Origin of the sequence: Treponema sp. B152, from assembly GCF_024181665.1 — a bacterium.
GTDB classification, from domain to species: Bacteria; Spirochaetota; Spirochaetia; order Treponematales; family Treponemataceae; genus Treponema_B; species Treponema_B denticola.
Genome location: NZ_CP058668.1, coordinates 361,882 through 380,040, shown reverse-complemented (window position 1 = coordinate 380,040; position 18,159 = coordinate 361,882). Strand labels below are relative to the sequence as shown.

The window sequence follows — 18,159 nt, the reverse complement described above, 5'->3', positions numbered from 1 at the left end:
AAGAGATTTTATCAATAGCTTTTACTTAAGTCCCATCAAGGTTTTAACATCGGTAATCTCATACCCCATTTCGGTTAAAACATCTATCAATAGCTGTAAATTATAATAAAGATAATCGCTCCTAGTTGAAAGACTTCTACCGATGCGTATGGGAATTATAGAACCCGGCTGAACCGAATCGGCTATATCTTCAATTAATTCTGAAGAAGTCTTATAAAGAGAAGGAACGGCAAATTTTTCATCGGGGCTAAGCCAATCGGCTACCCTCACATCAGGCGAAATAAAAACATAGCCGGCATTTTTTCCTGCATTTACAATAAGGGAGGAAGAAATATAATGAGGAGTATGCCAGATAAGGGAAAGCTCGGAACCTGTAAGAGAATAAAAATTATCCTCATTACGGGCCAGCCCCTGCTTTATAAAATTATCGTCTATCCTATAAGCCGTATCATTCAAATTCCATGTAGTGAAGAAAAGGGAGCCGCATTGGTGTCCGCTTTTTACAATCTCTTTTACGGCATTGGGGTTTTGCCTCATCGCTTCACCGTTTATAAAAAAAGTTGAACTTATATTATTCTTTTTTAAGGTATAAAGAATACTCGCAATTCCGTCCATATCGTCCATGGCATCAAAGACTAAGGCAACCCGTTTTTTCCCGCTCCGGCTTCCATGCGAAAAAACGGAAGAAGAATTGGCACTTTCATAAGAAATCTTTTTTTGAGTTTTTTCCTTTAAAAAGTTTCCGTCTTCCAAAAGCGGACGGGTTATAAAATCTTTAAGACGGCGAATATAAATCATATTAGCAAAATAGCCCGAATTTGAATCTATGTAAATTCTATCCGAAAGATTAGCGTTTTTCTTTTGCATGATTTTTTTTGAAGAATGAGTCCATTTTAAATTTGAAACATATTGCAAGACATCTGCATTATCGGAGTCCTGAGGAGCGCCATCCGTCTCATTATTCCGGACGCTTTTCAAACTTATTAAAATTTCCTTGCCTGAGTCCGCCCAGCTATAATCCTGCATTGACGAAACGGAAATCTTTTTCTTGCCTGCATCGGAAGAACTATCGTTAAGATTATACTCGTAAATATAATTTTCACCGCCTAAAAAAAAGGTAAAATTATTTTTCCAAACAGCCGAGAAAATTTTTTCATCCGAAAAAACATTGAGCTTTTTCCATGAAGCCGCACCGTTTCCTTCCGTGAGCGAAGTATCATAGAAAACTACATCATCCCCTTCCTTAAAAGCGGCAATTTCAAAATTAGAGGAGGCTGCAAGAAACGAGCTTTTTTCGATGATGGGAATTTTTTCAAAACTTGAAGAAGAAGGAAGAATTTGCCATGCCCTTAAAATTTTTGAGCCGTCTGCAAGACTCTCGGCAAAAACAATGGGAGAATTATCTTTCCAATGGACAGAGACTTCAGCCGTATTTCCCGGAAGCAATAAATAAGGAATAGAATCAGAGGAGTAAACATTGACATAATCGTCTCCATCCAGTTTAATTCGGTAAACATTTCTTTTGCCTTTAACAAAAATTGCGGTCTTGCCGTCAGGTGCTATAAAAATAGAATCAAAGGCCGGAGAAAAATCAGAAGGGATTTTTGCGGCAAGTTTTCCGGCAGAAAATAAGGGCGCATAAAAAGCCTTTGTAAAAAGCTCGGTGGAAGGAACCCTGTAAAGAGCGTTCCCCGATAAAAAAACAAATTCCGAAGATGAAATCCATTTTAAATTCTTTATTTTACCTTGAGAAAGTTTTCTAAAATTCTTATCCGTAAAAGCGGATTCCGAAAACCACTCAGGCCTGGCAAAATAAATTACTCCATCATCTTCATATAAAATAATCTTTGAATCAGGCGACCAAGATACAGGAAGATCATTTCGAACATTTTTGTTACTCAATATATATCTTCTGCCGGTATCGGTGTCCATCAGTACGAGTCGGCCGAAAACAAGGGTGGAGGGCTCGACCAATGTAAGCCATCTTCCGTCAGGGCTTGCTTTTATATTGTTAAGAGCGCCTATCTTTGAAGAATTGGATGCCGAAAGAGGTTCAAAATCGGAATGGGAATCGACAGCTCCTGACTTGAGGTCGAGCCTTATGATACCGAAACGGTTTGAAACCTGTAAAAATTTATTGTTTCCTAAAAGCTGTAATTTTTCGGGGAAAAATGTAAGCTGCTCTATTTTATTGTTTTCATTCGAATATTTAAAAAGGGTTTTATATGCATAACCCTCATAAGCATCTGCCTTGATATCGAATAAAATATCGCCTTCAGTATTTATATCGGCAGATTCAAAAGAGAGCTCGGAATGGAGGTTTAGCAAAATAAAAAAAATAAAGCAAACCGGCAAGGCAAATTTTAATTTTTTTTTCATAAAAACTCCATCAATTTTCAGTCAATATATTTGAATGGGTGTTAATAATATCGGTCAATTCATCTTCAAGTTTTTCCAAAGATTCTTCCATCTCGGTTATTTTTTTTATTGCGATTTTTTTTTGCATTTCGCCCATTTTACCGAAAGCTTCATCTATTGCTTCGCAGTCTTCACAGGCCATTGTTTTATTCATTTTAAGCACTCCCATAAAAACTTTTTGCAGCAAATATCGATTTGCGAAAAAAGTTTTTTCAAGCAGTTTGTTTACAAACTGCATACAACAATACGACGTTTGCCGATAAGGCAAACTCGCCGGATAAACAGTGAGGCACCATTTGTGCTGAACTGTTTATCATACTTCCCTATTTAAGAAATCAAAGCAGTTATATTCTTCCTGAATTCGCCCGATGTGATTTCCCCGTTGATAAAACTTTTTATCTCCTCTTTGACTCTCATCGGGAAACGGCTCCAATATTTTTCCGTCCAGTTTCCCATTGCCGTTTTTAGCCCATCGTTTTCTTTTGCACTCATTTCGCCTATGCTGTAAGAAACAAATTGCAAAATCATTCCATATAATACATCGGCAGGAACACCGTCAACCTTTCCGTTTTTTGCAAGGCTTTTTATTTTACCGTCATAGGAGCCTTGTTCGGGAATCCACGAATCGATAAGAGCCTTCATCTGATCTTCGGAAAGCTCGGGAGCTTCTTTTAAAAGCATATCGGCTGCAAAATCGCGGAAGGTATGGCGAACCCCCTCAAGGCTTGCCTGAATCGACTTGTTGATGGATTCGGACATTTGTTTTGCCATATTTTCAGGATTTATAGCTGCGAGGGGACTTGCCGCCGAAGCCTCATTTTTTTTCCGCTCCAAGGCAGCTGCAATAACTTCTATTTCCCTCTCCCCGGCCCTGTTTAAAATGTAATCGACGGCAGCAAAAAGCTCCCGTTCCTTATTTTGCATATCATTAGCCATATCTTTAATTATACACCTTTTTTAGGGCTTTGAAAAGGGAGGATTTTTTTTAGGAGATGAATTTAACCGCAGGGGGCGCAAAGGCCGCAAAGAATTTTTTCTAAATTTACGCTTTTTTTCAAATAATCCCTATAAATATAATGGGAGGGGAAATGTGAAAAAATTAGGAGAAAAAAATGGTAAAAAGATTTGAAGATTTAACAATGCGGGATTCCAAAGGGCTGCAAGTCCTTTGGCAGCGCGAGGAAAAGGGATGGGGTCAAAGGGGAAGGGAAAAACCACCGCCCTGAACGGGGGGTTGTCCCTTCCCCTTTTAGAGGTTATAATAAACGCAGAGGCCTTTAAAGACACCGAAGACAAAGAATTAAAAGAATTTTTGGAGTACCTTAAAACAGGTAAGGCGAAGAGTGAATTTACAAGGAGGATAGAAGAAATGATACAAACAGTAAAACAAAATGAACAGGCAAGACAAGAATATAGATTAATGTCTACTTTTGAAATGGATGCCATGGATAGAGGAGCTTATAAAACTAAGAAAGAAACGGCCAAACTTATGAAGCAAAAAAACTTTGATATAGCTTTGATTAAAGAAATAACAGGCCTTCCCGAAACGGAAATCGAGGCTCTCTAATTTACGGCATTCCTACCTCATCGAGCAAGGCTTGATAGAGAGTGAGGGAATCCTTGGTCGCTTCTTGGAGGGCCTTTGCAAGGCGGCGGGCAATACGGTAAATAACCTTGGCCCCTTGGGACGGCATTTCATTGCATAGGCTTAAAAAATCTTGAGACCTTAGCTCCAAGACAGTGCACTCGTTTAAGGCTTTTACAGAAGAACCGTGAAAATCTTCGCCGAGTAAGGCGGCCTTTCCAAAGCAGACATTTTCTTCAGCCTTTAGATTGCTTAAGGCGAAGGGAGAACCTTCAAGGGTTGTGCGGAGCATTTGTACCTCGCCCTTAACTAAGATAAAAAGGCTTTTTCCCGTGTCGTTTTTATCGAGTATAATTTCGCCGCCAGTAAAATTTTTTACACTTAAAAAAGAAAAAATCTTTTCTAAAAATATCTTATTTTGATTATCTGAAATATCCGAACCTTTAGACGAATCCAATCCTGCAAGGTCTGAAAATATTTCCAATCTTGATATAAGAGATAAGATTTCATCTTTTTTTTCCATGATTTCTTTATCTGTCATCAGATCCTCCTTCATTTAAAATTTGGGAGTCGTCAAGAGCCGTTCCGTCAAGGGTAAAGTCGGTACGTTTTCTTCCCGAAACAAAGATACCTCTGGAATTAGGCTTTATTATATACTCATCGGGCGGAGTCAAAATAGGCTCGTTGCTTTTAAGCCGTTTTATCTTTTTTAGGTTATTTACTATCTGCTGAATATTGGGATTTTTTTGAGCCTCGTGCAGAGCTTCTTTTCTGCGGCTGTAAAAGTTCCCCGTATTTTCCAAAAGGCCTATTAAAACGCGGCCGCCAGAAAGACTGCGGCGGTATTCGCGGTAGGTTTTGCCTATAAACTCAAAAGGAATATCGTTTATGATAAGCCCCTCGCCTGACTTTTCCGTGATCAGCTCTCTTAAAACATGGCTAAGCCCCGTACCGCTTGAAGCCGAAACTAAAATACTCCTTTCATAATCGGTACTTAAAATAATTTCATCACAGTGAGCAAGGGAAAGGTGCTGCCGGAATTTTGAGTCGATGAGCTCGGCGGCCGTATATATATGGGAGTTAAGGCTTCCTATTGTGAGAACTGCAAGTACCGTGCGCGAATCTATTTCCATGGGGGAAGCATTTTGCGAATAGTCTGAAAGAATGAGAGCCCGCTCTGCATATCTTACATTTGCACGGAGCAAGGTCGCCTCATCGGTATAATCCCCGAATAGATAGATAAGCCCCTTAAAGCGTCTGTCGGTTTTGATTATATCCATATTTTCGGGGCTTGCATTATTTATAAGCACAATATGGTCTATGGGAATATCGGGGTTTGAAGAAATAATCCCTAAAAGAATCCTGTCAAAATTAGGCTTCCAGCCGCATATCAAAAAATGATTTTTTATCTTTTCCAATCTAATAAGCCCCCTATCTTTTTTTACCTGTCTATCAAAAAAGAACGATGCAACTTTTCCGCTCACTCCTGCAAAAGCTACAACTCCAAAAAGAAGAAGAATGATACCGGCCAAGCGGCCCAAGATGGTTGAGGGAGTAATGTCTCCGTAACCGACGGTTGTGATAGTTACAAGAGAATACCAAAAGGCATCGAAAAAATTGTTAATCCTTGAATTACTGTTTGCTTCCGAAACAAAGATAATTACAACCAATACAAGAAAAATAAATGCAAAACCTGCCAGTATTCTAAAAATATCGCTTGCAGGAATATGCTTTATCCAAAGCACAAACCTGACAATCAATGGAGTTTTTTTAGGCTGAGAGAATTCTATATCCGTTTTTTTGTATCTTTTTTTTTCTTTCATTTTAATATCGAGCTATTCCGAAATATAAGCTGTCAATAAAAGAAGAGTGTTTTCAAGCCCCTGTTTATGAATTCTCTCATAACCGTGAGAGGCGGCAACTCCAGTTCCGATAAGGGCATGGCGGTAGTCATAGCCTGCACTTAGGGCAGCGGAAGCATCCGAGCCGTAAAATGGATAAACATCGACTGCAAAGTTCAGTTCCATCTCCTTGGCTATTTTGATAAGCTCGCTTGTAAACTCATAGTTGTAGGGCCCGGAAGAATCCTTTGCACAGATTGAAACTGCATATTCATCGGTATCAAGGTCGCTTCCCACAACGCCCATATCAACTGCAAGCATATCGCTTATGCCTTCGGGATGTCCTGCAGAAGCTCCATGGCCTATTTCTTCATAATTGGTAAACATAATGTAGGTCTTGCGTTTTAATTTCAATTCTCCCTTTGCAACCTGTTCTGCAAGATAGATGAACATTCCGCAGCTCGCCTTGTCGTCCAAGTGCCGGCTCTTTAAAAAGCCGTTCCCGGCCTTTCGGGCAAGGGATTCGATGGCCACAACATCACCTGCCATGATGCCGAGCTTTTCTACATCTTCACGGGATTTTACAATCTCATCGAGCACGAGCTCCATGTTTGAATCATCTCTTTTCAGCTCGTTTATTTCGCGCGAGGCGTGAACGGCGGGTTCCGTGAGCCTCATAGTGCCCTCATATTTTTTTCCCTCTCTTGTGATAACCGTTACGTTGGACTGCTCTACATAATTGTACGGAAAGCCCCCGTCAAGGGATGTACGCAGCCGGCCTGAAGATTTAATGTGCCTAACAAAGAGGCCGAGGGTGTCAATATGGGCTGAAAGCAAAAGAGCCTTATCTCCTTTTTTACCGGTATTAGGTTCGGCATTTTTATCAAGCTCACAGACAACAGCACCCTTGTTCGTAAGCCAAGGCTTAAAGCCTAAACCTGAAAGCCTTTTTAGAACATAATCGGCGGCCTCGCAGGTGTACCCCGTGGGACTGGGTATATTGCAGATAGTGATAATCTCGTCCATTACCTTTTCGGCTGCATTTGAAATTGAAGTTTTAAGCTCGACAAGTTTATTTTTTTCCATGATAAAGCTCCTTTAAAGCTGATTTTAATTGAGGCTTACAGGATATTATAGATGGGACGGAATGTCAAGGAGAGGTGGACAGTCTTTTAATTTTCAGCTAATATCTTGCTTAAAAAGCTTTTATTTATCTTTGCTTCCTCATAGGTGCCCGAAAATATTTTGCCGTCGGCTTCAATTGAAACTACATGATCACAAAAGAATTCTATTTCTTCTATATCATGTGAAACTATTATGCAGCTTTTGTTTTTGATTAAATCTTTTAAAAGCGGAAATATTCTTCTTTTGGTGAGCACATCTATCGAGGTAAAAATTTCGTCAAAGATTAGGTAATCATATCTTTCTGCATGGAAAAATATACGGGCAATATTTATAAGTCTTTTTTCTCCGCCTGAAATGTGTTTTCCGTCTATACCTAAATCTCTTCCTCGTAAAGAACCAAGCTGTAAGGTTTCAATTATTTTTTCGGCAAGGTTTGCGTTATGGCAGCCCAGCTCGATGTTTTGAATTAAATCCGCATTTAGGATATAGGAATCTTGTGAGATATAAAGAATTTTATCGGACAATTCATAATCATATGGATTCGTATTTTTGTTAAACACAAAAACATTTCCGGTCAGCTTGTCCCGTCCTAAAAGAATATTTAAAAGGCTCGACTTACCGGAACCTGAAACACCGAGTAAGGCATATTTTTTGTTTAAGCCGAAACTTAAGCGCTCTATAAAAAGACTCCTCTCCTTATCTATCTGTAAACTTAAACCGGAAATATCAAAGAAAAAGTTTTGAGATTCATCTTCTATATTAAGTTTTTCTTTTATATCCTCTTCTTCCATTAGGCTTAAAATTTCATCGGCACTTTCGCAAGCTCCAAAATAAGCCTGACTTACCGAATCAAGGTCTCCTAAAACCGAGGTTAACTGTGAAAAATATGCAATTATGGTTATTAAAACGCTTAAAGGTAAAGTACCGTCAAAATACATCTTTGCCGAAACAGCCATAAGGGCTACAGACAATAACGGCAATACATAAACAGGAACAAGGCGGTAGACGGTATCCGAAAACAAATCGGTTTTGCGTACACTGTTATTTACATCTTTTATTGTGTTTTTTATTCTTTCATTTTTTTCAAGTTTAAATAAGGGAAAGCCCCGAAAAAGAGTTGTCATTGAAAGCGCTTCTATCATTTTGGAATGAAGACCTGCATAAGCCTTCATTGTTTTTAAAAACATAGGCGAATAAAATTTACGGTTAATAAAATAGGCACATGTATAAAGCACCAGAGCCGCAAGGCCTAAAAGGCCGAAGATATAAGAATATGTAAAAAGGATTACAAGAATAAAAATGTAGCGCACAATTCCCATCAGCTTATTCATTACGGAAGGCACAAAGAGAGAAAGAATTGAGCCGACCGAAGCATCCATAATATTTTCGTAGTAACCTTGCCCATGAGTTTTAATCGTTTTTTCGGAATGCTGTGAAAGCGAAGAATAAAGGCCGTAACGCAATGCAGAATCAAAACGCATATGCACCTTACCGAAAACCCAGCCGACAAGATATTCAAAAATAAGTGAAAAACAAATTACACCTATGTATATAAAAAGCACTCTTGAAGGGTTAATATTATTTTCAAGATTAGAAACGAAGGTCCCGTAGAGTTTCGGATAAATAAGAGAGATCAGCGACACAAGTGAAAAAATAAACGATATAAGAGCACAAGAATAAATATGCTTTTTTAACTTATACATAGAAATTATTTTTTTTAAACTTTGCATTTAAAGATTCTCCTCTTAAGTTTGACTATAGTATACCCCCGATCTTTTGTCAACACTTTAGAATTTTAAACCGGACAAGCTTTTTTTAACCGCAAGGAACTCAAAGAGCTCAAGCCAATGCTTGAGCTGCGCAAAGATTTTTTAATAATTGGGACATCCAAAAACTTCAGTTTTTTGAGGTTTTACTTGATTTTAGTTTGCGATGATTGCCTTAAAGCTCTTGACAAAAAACCATGTAAATCATATAATTAACTATACGATTTACATGGTTTTTATAGAATCAACAACCCCGACGCAAGCATCGGGGTACAGTGCTCAATGTTTCGCACTGTATGTTCTCATAAGGTGGTTGCAGTCGGCTTTAATACCCTTCGTTACGACGCAAGCGTCGGGGTATTAAACCCTCCGCACGAATAAATTGAAAAAAAGGCTTAAAAATAGGTGTTTTATGAAAAAAAAGCTTGTTAAAAGGCATATTATAAAAAAATTAAAGCAATTAGTCTCTTCTTTTCCGATAGTTGCATTAACGGGCTGCCGTCAATGCGGAAAATCGACTCTTTTAAAATATCTCTTTCCCGACTGGAAATATGTTTCTCTTGAGGATTTGGATATGAGGCAGTTAGCCCAAAAAGACCCTCGATATTTTTTGAGCCTTTACCCAGAAAAAGCTATTTTCGATGAGGTGCAGCGTGTTCCCGATTTATTTTCGTATATTCAAACCCATACGGATTCTATCGGCAAAACAGGTATTTATATCCTCTCAGGTTCGCAAAATTTTTTACTTATGCAGTCAATATCCCAAACTTTGGCAGGAAGGTGTGCCGTTTTAAACCTTTCAACCTTTTCGATACGGGAGTTAAAAGAGAGCAATCTTTTAATCGAAAATATCGACGAATGTTTATTTACCGGTTTTTATCCGCGTATTTATGACCAAAAACCTCTGCCCCAAGATTTTTACCGCTCTTATATAAAAACCTACATTGAGCGGGATGTACGGGATTTAAAAAATATAAACGATTTATCTTCTTTTCATAAATTTATCCGCTTGTGTGCAGGGAGAACCGGACAAATACTGAATCTTACGGAGCTTTCAAATGAAGCGGGACTCTCGGTCATAACAGCTCGTTCTTGGCTTTCCGTGCTTGAAACAAGCGGACTTATTTTTTTCTTAAAGCCCTACTCAAAAAATTACGGAAAAAGACTTATAAAATCTCCTAAGCTTTACTTTTATGATACGGGCTTGGTTTGTTCTTTATTGGGGATAGAAAATCCTGAACAGGTCGGCACCCATTATTTAAGGGGAGGAATTTTTGAAAACCTCATAATAAGCACTTATTATAAAAATGAATTTTTTATGGGAAGAGATGCCGAAGCTTTTTATTGGCGTAATTCCAACGGCCTTGAAATCGACTTGATAATAGAAACACTCTCAAAAGGAAAGCCGCTTCTTAAAATATACGAAATAAAGTCCTCAGCTACGATGAACGAAAAATTCTTTTCTTCCATAAAAAAATTTTGCTCCATAAGCGGTACCGAAATAAAAAACTCAAATGTAGTTTATGCAGGAAACCTTTCCCTTCCGGCAAGCGATGAGCATGGTGCTTACATCTCGTGGAAAGATTGGTAAACAAAAAACCGACCGATTCTTTTTAAGAGCCGGCCGGTCTTGTACAGAAACTTCTAAAAATCCAACAGGCTTTTTAGAAATGCCTATTTACTTTCTGTTCTTTTTAATTTGCTCAATGGCGTATTCTAAGGCTTTTTCATAGAACTCCTGCGGTGGTTCTTTGATGAAGTTCTTTTCCATTAGCATTTTGGTCAAGGAGCGGCTTTCTTCGATATCTTTTTTTGCTTTTTTGTAGGCTTCGTCCCATGTCATGGTTACGCGGGCCAAGCCTTCCTTAATTGCCTGCATTGCAACATCGGCAGCTTCAACAGCAAAGACATCTTCATCCTGCATTGTAACTACAATATTGTCGGGATTGATACCTTTCTTCTCGGAATAGTCTGCAATCGAGTGAGAACAGCGGATAGCCATTCCGTCGGAAATCTTTTTGGCTCTTACCAAAAGAGCACCCTTTAGGATTCCGGGGAAACAAACAGAGTTGTTAATCTGATTCGGGAAGTCTCCTCGTCCTGTTCCGACGATAAAGGCACCTGCGGCCTTAGCTTCATGGGGCCAGATTTCGGGGATGGGGTTTGCACAGGTAAAGACTATAGCCTTTTTATTCATCGAGGCAACCTGTTCCTTTGTTACAGTGTTGGGTCCGGGAGTAGAAAGAGCGATTAAAACGTCGGCACCCTTCATTGCTTCATCAAAGGTTTCAATCTTTTTGGGATTGGTCTGTAAACAGAGCTCCCACTTTCGGTAATAGCGTTTATCTTCTTCTATGTCTTTTCGGCCTGAATGTAATGCTCCTCTTGAATCGCAGATAATCATATTTTCAGGTTTTCCGCCGTCAGCCAAGATAAGACGGGCTATTGTCGTGTTTGAAGCACCTGCTCCCAAAAGAACAATCTTGCAGTCTTCCATCTTTTTACCGGCAAGTTTTATAGCGTTTAAAAGACCTGCAAGGGTTATACAGGCGGTGCCTTGAGCATCATCATGCCAGACGGGAATTTCGCAGACCTCTCTCAAGGTATCCAAAACCTTAAAGCAGTCGGGCTGTTGAATATCTTCGAGGTTTACGGCTCCTACCGAAGGCTCAAGCATTCTGACAAAATCGATGATCTTGTCGGGGTCATGCTTTCCGGCTTTTACGCCCCGTTTTCCTTCTTCGTCAACCCTTACAATAGAATCGATACACAGAGGATATGAGTCAACGCCGCCTAAATACTTCATAAGCATACATTTGCCTTCCATAACTCCCAATCCTCCGGGAGGGGTGCAGTCACCGTCGCCTAAAACCCGTGTAGAGTCGCTTACAACAGCAACCAAGTTCCCTTTGTTGGAAAGAGCAAAGGATGTTTCATTATCATCGCGAATTGAGGTAGAAATAGCAGAAACGCCGGGCGTATACCAAACGTTAAACCAATTAAAACCGTACAAACCGCATTTGGGGACAGTCTGGAGCTTTCCGCCGTAAAAACTGTGTGTTAAAACTGACAGTTTTTTTAAAAAATGCGTTTTCGCGAGAGCCTTTTCATCATCCGTAAAATCGGACGGGAATAATTCAGTAATGGAGTTCAACTCCTTATCTATGCTTTTCATAAGATAATGATAACATAAGAACAAGATTTTATCAAGCCTTAAATTTTATTTACAAAGATGAAATAATTTTATCTGCCGTTTCGTCGGGGGAGATGCCTTTCGGGTTTATGGAAAAGGAAGCCAAAGCCTTGTAGATTTTCATACGCCTTTCATATATCGAAAAAAAACGGTCTTCCGCATCTTTTTCATTTTTAATATTTTCTCCTAAAAAGGCAGGGTAAAAACCTTCTTTATGTGCAGCCGTTTTTATTCTATAAAAAATCTCGGCTGGAGCGGTATCGATTAAAATTATTCGGGGAAAATCTTTTAGTTTTTTGATAAGGGCTTCGTTTTCCGCATAGCCTCCTCCGGTGCTGACAACGGCGTTTACCTCATCACAGTGAACGGCGTTCTCGCACCCACAATGAACGGCGTTTGTTTCATTTGGACAGGGTGAAAATTTTTCGATTATTTTTTCGATTATTTTACTAAAGCATTCAAATTCTTTTATACGGAATTCTTTTTCTCCATGAGCCTTATAAAGTTCTCTTATCGTTTTCCCGTAAACTTCTTCCATATAGGAATCCGTATCTATAAAAGAAGCTTTAAGTTTTTTTGAAAGAGCCCTGCCCGTTTCGGTTTTTCCGGCTCGGCTCATTCCGATTAAAAATATAATCATCAAAATATTTCCTTATAACCAGTTATCACGATAACCAGTCATCACAATTTATTTCTTTTCGATTTTGCGCAAAATTAGAAGCTCAGCCAATTCGCCCGAATAAGGTTTTCTTTGAGCGTTTAAAAAAGAAAGAGAACCGTCATCATTTTTTATAAAAAATTCGCTAGGAATGTTTTGTCTAAAATACAAAATAATAATTCCATCCTTCGCTATAAGCCAATTACCATGCGAGATTTCAGGTTCCGTTCTTCCTTCTTTAAAAACTAAAACCCTTGCAGTTTGATCGGAGTTAAATTCTACCGAGTAGCTTGTAATTCCGCTTCGGGATGCAGGAAGGTCCATAACATAAAGGCCCAAAAAAGGATCTTCCGGTTCTTTTTCGATTAAAACCTCAGGCTTAGGAGGTTCCAATGGTTCTGCAATTTGGCGGCTCTTACAAGAAAAAACAAAGAACAGAGTACAGAAAAAAAATATCAATAATTTAAATTTCCGGTTTTTAATTTTTTTAACCTCGTTTTTTTTACTCATGCCTTATAACTTCAAAACGGTACATGCGGTAAGGTTCTTCGGGGCTTATTCCGCCTTTTTGAAGAGCTATGGCGACCTGCATACCGACGGAATCGATACCTTCAAGGTTGGGTAAAAGAAGTCCGGTCCTCGAACCCGATGAGACTATCACACCGAAACGTTTTACATCCAAATCCGAAATCGATTTTATTTCTTCCGGTTCTGCAAGAATATCGACAGAACAGACAATTTCGTCCATTTCGGATAAATCGACGGGCGGAAACCGTGGGTCATTCAAGGCTGCAGATACTGCATTTTTAATTATTTCTTCACTTATGCGGCTTTTGGTAGGAAGTATTGTACCTATACATCCTCTAAGCTCCCCTTTTTTCTTTAAGCATACAAAAACGCCGGCCTTTCCCGGTTGAATTCCCTCGGTATTCTTAGGTTTTAAAAACTTATTATGCTTTAAATAGTAGATAATACTCCTTCGTGCAAGATTTATATAAGGGTCTTTTGTTTGAGAATCGGGCAATATAAATTTCTTTTTTTCTTTAAAAACAACATCTAAGTCCTCATCTTCCGTCTGCCTTATAGATTCAACCTTAAATCGAGCAACACCGTATCCGACTCCGAATGGGCCCTCGTAGGAAAGCAGCTCTTGAGAATGTTTATAACAGGACAAAAGTCCCGACAAAATTAAAAAAGAATTAAGCCCGCACTCCCCCGCCCTTTCGGTAAGCAAAGGAGGAATATCGGCAAACTCTGAAAGGCTTCCCTTTTCTATAATTCTTACAAATTCCTTATCGAATTTGGGTCCTTCAGGAGCAAAACCGTAAGGGCCTGTAGAAAGAAGCCGATGTGAAAGATCTCCGCTCGCAATAAAAACCGATTTGCATTTTTTTTCTTCAATAATACCGGAAATAATTGACCCGAATTCTTCAAGCATCGCACTCAACATAATTCCGTAATTTATATGCACAAGAGAAAAATTTGAAAACTCGGAACTTATAAAATAAAGCGGAACAAAGGAGCCGTGATCTAGATTCATATCTACAGCCGCATAAGGGAAGCCTGTCTTTTTGCATTTTTTGATTATTTCTTTTACAATCCGCTCATCGTTTTTTGCCGAAAAACGCAAATCGGGACAACCAAATTGAGCCATAGTTCCTTCGATAACCGGAGCCGTATTTATTGTAACTGCCCCTCGGTGCATTTTTGCATGTGGAGTTATGATTATAATAGTTTCAGGTTCTATTTGCTTTACTTCTTTCGATATGGTTTTAAGAGCTTTAGATGTTGAAGCTATTTTTTTCTCCTCTCCCCTGCCTATTTCGGGAATTATTATCGGAGGATGCGGACTTATATATGCAGCCCTTAGATTAGTATCTTTCGAACAAAGCTCTTTTTTTCTCATAGAATTATTATAATATAGTTTTTAAAATTATACCAGCATAAAATCTCTTCTATTTACTTTTTTTTTATAAGAAGATATAATAAACCTTATGAATGTCGCTATTTTCTATGATGAAAAGAAAAAAGACGCAGCGATGGCTATTAAAAATATAATCATATCCCACGAATGTGATGTAACTTTATACAATGAAGATGAGATATGGAAAGATGAAAATTTACACACGCCGCGCCATATTATGAAAAACATTACTCATGTTCTCTTTATTTACAGTAAAAATCCTGCTGCCTATTTGGGCTTTATGTTTTTTTCGGGCTATGCCACAGGTTTAAATCTTCCGGTTCTTGTACTTGAAGAAAGCGAAAAACTCGAACTGCCGAAGAACTTTTTGCGTTCTTTTGTTATGCTGACAATTAAGTCCTTTGAGTCCTATTTTGAGGCAGAAAAAAAACGCTTTACGGAAAATCAGCTTAAAGAGCTGGCCCGTGCAAAACTTTTAGAAAACGGCTATTCTCTTTTTATTCCGAATTATGTGCGTGCAGTTAAAAATAACGAAAAAGAAATCGTAGAACTTTTTATAGATGCAGGCTTTGACCCTTCACAAAAAGATTCCCTCGGAACACCGGTTTTATCCCTTGCAGTAAGAAACAAATGTTTGGAAACACTTGAACTCCTGCTTGAAAGAGGGGCGGCAATAAACCTTTGTGCCGAAGACAGAAACTATTCGGCCTTGATGGATGCGGCTCAGGTCGGATACCTTGAAGCGGTACAAGCCCTACTCGAAAAAAAAGCCGATACCAATATTCAAAGCAAGGACGGACAAACAGCCTTGATCCTTTCAGTAGGCCGCCGTGAAGCCGATATTGTGGAAATGCTTGTAAAGCACGGGGCCGATTATAATATCAAGGACGGCCTAGGTATGTCTGCCCTTGGCTATGCAAAACTCTTCGGGGATAAAAAAATTTTATCCTTGTTTGGTGAACAAACAAATTAACAACACTTATTTTGATGGAAAACTATGCTTACAAAAGAATTTAACTTTGACTTACCGGAAGAGCTGATAGCTCAATCTCCCTCCGAAAAAAGAGGAGGCGACAGGCTTTTAATTTTAGACAAACAAAGCGGAAAACTTGAAGACCGGCTTTTTACGGAGCTGCCTGAAATCCTTCCCAAAAATGCCCTGATGGTTTTTAATAACTCGAAGGTGCGTCATGCCCGAATTTATGCAAAAAGCAAGACAAATGCAATATGCGAATTTTTAATGATTAATCCTATGAAGGATTCTGACGGTTCCCTTTGGCAGGTCATGGCAAAAAAAGCAAAACGCCAAAAACCCGGGAAAACCTTTTTATTTGAAGACGGAACTGAGGCTGAAATAATCGAGTCCGAGATACCTCTCGAAAGCGAATTCCGCTGTATGAAATTCAATAGAGTCATCGATGATGAGTGGCTCGATAAATACGGGCACATGCCCCTGCCTCCCTACATTCACCGAAAAGATACTCAAGAAGATGCAGACCGCTATCAAACCGTCTATGCAGAAATCTACGGTTCGATTGCGGCTCCCACTGCAGGCCTCCACTTTACACAAGAGGTGCTTTCAAAAATAAGGGATAAGGGAATCGATATTGAATATGTAACCCTCCATGTGGGACTCGGTACCTTTCTTCCCGTACGGGCGGAAAAAATAGAAGACCATAAGATGCACACCGAGCATTTTTTTATTTCGGAAAAAACGGCTCAGGCTGTTGAAAAAGCCAAGAAGGAAGGAAGACCTATTATAGCTGTAGGAACGACCACCGTGCGCACCCTCGAATCCGCATGGGACGAAAAAAGAAAAGAATTAAAACGGGGCAATCAGTCTACGGATATTTTTATTTACCCCTCATATAAATTTAAACTGATAGATAAGCTCTTTACCAATTTTCACACCCCGGAGTCGAGCCTCGTAATGCTGGTCTCCGCACTCGCGGGAAAAGAAAACATTTTTAAAGCCTACCGCCATGCCGTCGAAGAAAAATATAAATTCTTTTCGTATGGAGATGCAATGCTGATTTTGTAGGGATAAATAGTGCCATAGAATTTATCTCAAAGGCTACATAATTAATTATTCAAAATATTGAATCCATTTAATTTTAGGGTTCTAGTCAGTTTTTATAAAATATGATAAAATCATGTTATAATAAATATAGATTTATTGGCTAAGTTTATTGTATATTTTTTGATATAATGGAGTTAACAAACATTAATAAACAGATGAATAAAAAATGCCAAATTTTTACACCCAAAAACTATGTAGAAAAATTGCTGGATTGTGTAAAATATAATGAACACCTTTACAATAAAAAAATTCTTGAAAATGCGTGTGGAGATGGGAAGATATTAGTTACTATTATCCAAAGGTATATTAATGATTGCTTAAAAAACAAATTATCAAAAAATACAATTCAAAAAGGATTATTTAACGATATATATGCATATGAAATTGATAAGAAATATTATAAAAAATGTATAAAAAACGTAAATCAAGTCTTAAAAGATAATGATATAGGGGAAATTGAGTGGCATATATATAATGAAGACTATTTGAAAGCTGAAATTGATATCAAATTTGATTATATAATAAGTAATCCCCCATATATAACTTATAAAGAATTGCCTATCAAAGAAAGATTTTTTTTAAAGGAAAATTTTTTGACATGTAAAAAGGGCAAATACGATTATTGCTATGCATTTATTGAAAAAAGCATCAATAGTTTAAAAAATAATGGTAAAATGTCCTATTTAATACCTAGTAGTATCTTTAAAGTTGTTTCCGGATATGCTTTGAGAACGTTAATGAAAAAAAATCTTATTCAAATAGACGACTATACTACAGAAAAGCTCTTTAATAATGCTTTAGTTGCTTCCGCTATTATTGTTATAGATAATTCATTAATAACTCCAGTAATACACTATAATGATATAGTTAATAAAAAATGTCTAACAATACATAAAGACAGTCTGGAGCACAAATGGTTTTTTAAAAAAATTCCGATGGATGGATTAAAAAGATTTGGTAATTTTTTTGATGTTGCACATCCCGTCGCAACTTTACTAAATAAAGCTTATGTAATTAAACACTGGGAGGATTATGATGAGAATTATTATTTATGTAGTAATCATAAAATTGAAAAATCTATTCTCAAAGAAGCTGCATCTCCGAGAATTTTGTCCTATAGGAAAAAAGAATTAATTATATTTCCCTATAAATACATAGATGGAAAATTAGTAAAATATGATTTGGATGAATTTGAACAACAATTTCCTCACGCAACTGCTTTTCTAACAAAGCAAAGAAAACAATTAGAAAAACGGAAGATAGATTCTCATGCTAAATGGTTTGAATATGGAAGATCTCAAGCCTTATGTACTTTAAACACGAAAAAACTACTTTTATCAACAATAGTCACACAAAAGATAAAAATATATGAGTTAGCACAAGATTGTATTCCTTATGCAGGAATATTTGTAAAACAAAAAACTTGTGAGTATTCATTAAAAGATGCTATAAATATATTAACATCACAACAATTTATAGATTATGCATATAATGTTGGCATAAATATTAACGGAACTTCCGTTAGAATTACAGTAAAAGACATAATGAATTATTATTTTTAGGAGTTTT

At 37.9% G+C, this 18,159-nt stretch carries 16 protein-coding genes; 5 read left to right on the top strand and 11 right to left on the bottom strand.

The window, feature by feature from the left end; translation table 11 throughout:
* Positions 1–21 precede the first annotated feature (21 nt).
* From HYB91_RS01620 to HYB91_RS01610, 3 genes are all read right to left on the bottom strand, one after another.
* Positions 22–2,379, bottom strand: coding sequence for a polysaccharide deacetylase family protein (locus HYB91_RS01620; RefSeq protein WP_002675893.1), 2,358 nt, complete (start codon positions 2,377–2,379; stop codon positions 22–24).
* Positions 2,380–2,389: 10 nt separating this feature from the next.
* Positions 2,390–2,572 (bottom strand): hypothetical protein, encoded by a 183-nt coding sequence (locus HYB91_RS01615; protein ID WP_002674026.1) that lies wholly within the window; start codon positions 2,570–2,572, stop codon positions 2,390–2,392.
* 173 nt (positions 2,573–2,745) lie between these two features.
* Entirely contained in the window at positions 2,746–3,354 is a 609-nt protein-coding gene (locus HYB91_RS01610) for a hypothetical protein (RefSeq protein ID WP_002675894.1), read from the bottom strand.
* A 253-nt stretch (positions 3,355–3,607) separates the two neighbouring features.
* On the opposite strand from HYB91_RS01610, the gene HYB91_RS01605 reads away from it, so the two are divergent.
* A complete protein-coding gene (locus tag HYB91_RS01605) occupies positions 3,608–3,985 on the top strand; it encodes a hypothetical protein (RefSeq protein ID WP_002675895.1) in 378 nt (125 codons plus the stop codon).
* A gap of 1 nt (position 3,986) precedes the next feature.
* On the opposite strand, the gene HYB91_RS01600 is transcribed toward HYB91_RS01605, so the two are convergent.
* The 4 genes from HYB91_RS01600 to HYB91_RS01585 all read right to left on the bottom strand — a co-directional run bounded on the left by HYB91_RS01600 (position 3,987) and on the right by HYB91_RS01585 (position 8,699).
* Positions 3,987–4,544, bottom strand: a complete 558-nt coding sequence (locus tag HYB91_RS01600) for a cyclic nucleotide-binding domain-containing protein (protein ID WP_002675896.1) — start codon at positions 4,542–4,544, stop codon at positions 3,987–3,989.
* Positions 4,534–5,826 (bottom strand): potassium channel family protein, encoded by a 1,293-nt coding sequence (locus HYB91_RS01595; protein ID WP_002675897.1) that lies wholly within the window; start codon positions 5,824–5,826, stop codon positions 4,534–4,536. The genes HYB91_RS01600 and HYB91_RS01595 overlap by 11 nt, the downstream gene beginning before the upstream one ends.
* Before the next feature lie 12 nt (positions 5,827–5,838).
* Complete coding sequence (locus HYB91_RS01590; RefSeq protein WP_002675898.1) at positions 5,839–6,930, bottom strand: M42 family metallopeptidase; 1,092 nt, start codon at positions 6,928–6,930, stop codon at positions 5,839–5,841.
* Between the two features lie 86 nt (positions 6,931–7,016).
* Positions 7,017–8,699: an ATP-binding cassette domain-containing protein gene (locus HYB91_RS01585; RefSeq protein ID WP_002675899.1), complete on the bottom strand. Its 1,683-nt coding sequence runs from the start codon at positions 8,697–8,699 to the stop codon at positions 7,017–7,019.
* Positions 8,700–9,147: 448 nt separating this feature from the next.
* Here HYB91_RS01585 and HYB91_RS01580 point away from each other — a divergent pair, with 448 nt between their 5' ends.
* Positions 9,148–10,326 (top strand): ATP-binding protein, encoded by a 1,179-nt coding sequence (locus tag HYB91_RS01580; protein ID WP_002675900.1) that lies wholly within the window; start codon positions 9,148–9,150, stop codon positions 10,324–10,326.
* 87 nt (positions 10,327–10,413) lie between these two features.
* Here the strand turns inward: HYB91_RS01580 and HYB91_RS01575 are convergent, their stop codons facing one another.
* Genes HYB91_RS01575 through amrA form a run of 4 tightly spaced genes read right to left on the bottom strand, consistent with a single transcriptional unit; the run spans position 10,414 to position 14,492 of the window.
* A complete protein-coding gene (locus tag HYB91_RS01575; protein ID WP_002675901.1) occupies positions 10,414–11,910 on the bottom strand; it encodes an NAD(P)-dependent malic enzyme in 1,497 nt (498 codons plus the stop codon).
* A 49-nt stretch (positions 11,911–11,959) separates the two neighbouring features.
* Complete coding sequence (locus tag HYB91_RS01570; protein ID WP_002675903.1) at positions 11,960–12,568, bottom strand: shikimate kinase; 609 nt, start codon at positions 12,566–12,568, stop codon at positions 11,960–11,962.
* 48 nt (positions 12,569–12,616) lie between these two features.
* Entirely contained in the window at positions 12,617–13,096 is a 480-nt protein-coding gene (locus tag HYB91_RS01565) for a hypothetical protein (protein WP_002675904.1), read from the bottom strand.
* A complete protein-coding gene (gene amrA / locus HYB91_RS01560; protein WP_002675906.1) occupies positions 13,089–14,492 on the bottom strand; it encodes an AmmeMemoRadiSam system protein A in 1,404 nt (467 codons plus the stop codon). The genes HYB91_RS01565 and amrA overlap by 8 nt, the downstream gene beginning before the upstream one ends.
* An 88-nt stretch (positions 14,493–14,580) precedes the next feature.
* Between amrA and HYB91_RS01555 the strand changes: the two genes are divergently transcribed.
* The 3 genes from HYB91_RS01555 (at position 14,581) to HYB91_RS01545 (ending at position 18,152) form a co-directional block, all read left to right on the top strand.
* A complete protein-coding gene (locus tag HYB91_RS01555) occupies positions 14,581–15,483 on the top strand; it encodes an ankyrin repeat domain-containing protein (RefSeq protein ID WP_002667525.1) in 903 nt (300 codons plus the stop codon).
* Between the two features lie 24 nt (positions 15,484–15,507).
* Positions 15,508–16,551 (top strand): tRNA preQ1(34) S-adenosylmethionine ribosyltransferase-isomerase QueA, encoded by a 1,044-nt coding sequence (queA, locus tag HYB91_RS01550; RefSeq protein ID WP_002675907.1) that lies wholly within the window; start codon positions 15,508–15,510, stop codon positions 16,549–16,551.
* A gap of 167 nt (positions 16,552–16,718) precedes the next feature.
* Positions 16,719–18,152, top strand: coding sequence for an Eco57I restriction-modification methylase domain-containing protein (locus HYB91_RS01545; protein WP_002675909.1), 1,434 nt, complete (start codon positions 16,719–16,721; stop codon positions 18,150–18,152).
* Positions 18,153–18,159: the final 7 nt, after the last annotated feature.

Bases quoted from the DNA above. Each gene is read 5' to 3' on its own strand.
- queA (WP_002675907.1), top strand. From the start codon at position 15,508: ATGCTTACAAAAGAATTTAACTTTGACTTACCGGAAGAGCTGATAGCT.
- HYB91_RS01620 (WP_002675893.1), bottom strand. From the start codon at position 2,379: ATGAAAAAAAAATTAAAATTTGCCTTGCCGGTTTGCTTTATTTTTTTT.
- HYB91_RS01605 (WP_002675895.1), top strand. From the start codon at position 3,608: ATGGGGTCAAAGGGGAAGGGAAAAACCACCGCCCTGAACGGGGGGTTG.
- HYB91_RS01575 (WP_002675901.1), bottom strand. From the start codon at position 11,910: ATGAAAAGCATAGATAAGGAGTTGAACTCCATTACTGAATTATTCCCG.
- HYB91_RS01545 (WP_002675909.1), top strand. From the start codon at position 16,719: ATGGAGTTAACAAACATTAATAAACAGATGAATAAAAAATGCCAAATT.
- HYB91_RS01585 (WP_002675899.1), bottom strand. From the start codon at position 8,699: ATGCAAAGTTTAAAAAAAATAATTTCTATGTATAAGTTAAAAAAGCAT.
- HYB91_RS01565 (WP_002675904.1), bottom strand. From the start codon at position 13,096: ATGAGTAAAAAAAACGAGGTTAAAAAAATTAAAAACCGGAAATTTAAA.
- HYB91_RS01570 (WP_002675903.1), bottom strand. From the start codon at position 12,568: ATGATTATATTTTTAATCGGAATGAGCCGAGCCGGAAAAACCGAAACG.
- HYB91_RS01610 (WP_002675894.1), bottom strand. From the start codon at position 3,354: ATGGCTAATGATATGCAAAATAAGGAACGGGAGCTTTTTGCTGCCGTC.
- HYB91_RS01590 (WP_002675898.1), bottom strand. From the start codon at position 6,930: ATGGAAAAAAATAAACTTGTCGAGCTTAAAACTTCAATTTCAAATGCA.
- HYB91_RS01595 (WP_002675897.1), bottom strand. From the start codon at position 5,826: ATGAAAGAAAAAAAAAGATACAAAAAAACGGATATAGAATTCTCTCAG.
- HYB91_RS01580 (WP_002675900.1), top strand. From the start codon at position 9,148: ATGAAAAAAAAGCTTGTTAAAAGGCATATTATAAAAAAATTAAAGCAA.
- HYB91_RS01600 (WP_002675896.1), bottom strand. From the start codon at position 4,544: ATGACAGATAAAGAAATCATGGAAAAAAAAGATGAAATCTTATCTCTT.
- HYB91_RS01615 (WP_002674026.1), bottom strand. From the start codon at position 2,572: ATGAATAAAACAATGGCCTGTGAAGACTGCGAAGCAATAGATGAAGCT.
- amrA (WP_002675906.1), bottom strand. From the start codon at position 14,492: ATGAGAAAAAAAGAGCTTTGTTCGAAAGATACTAATCTAAGGGCTGCA.
- HYB91_RS01555 (WP_002667525.1), top strand. From the start codon at position 14,581: ATGAATGTCGCTATTTTCTATGATGAAAAGAAAAAAGACGCAGCGATG.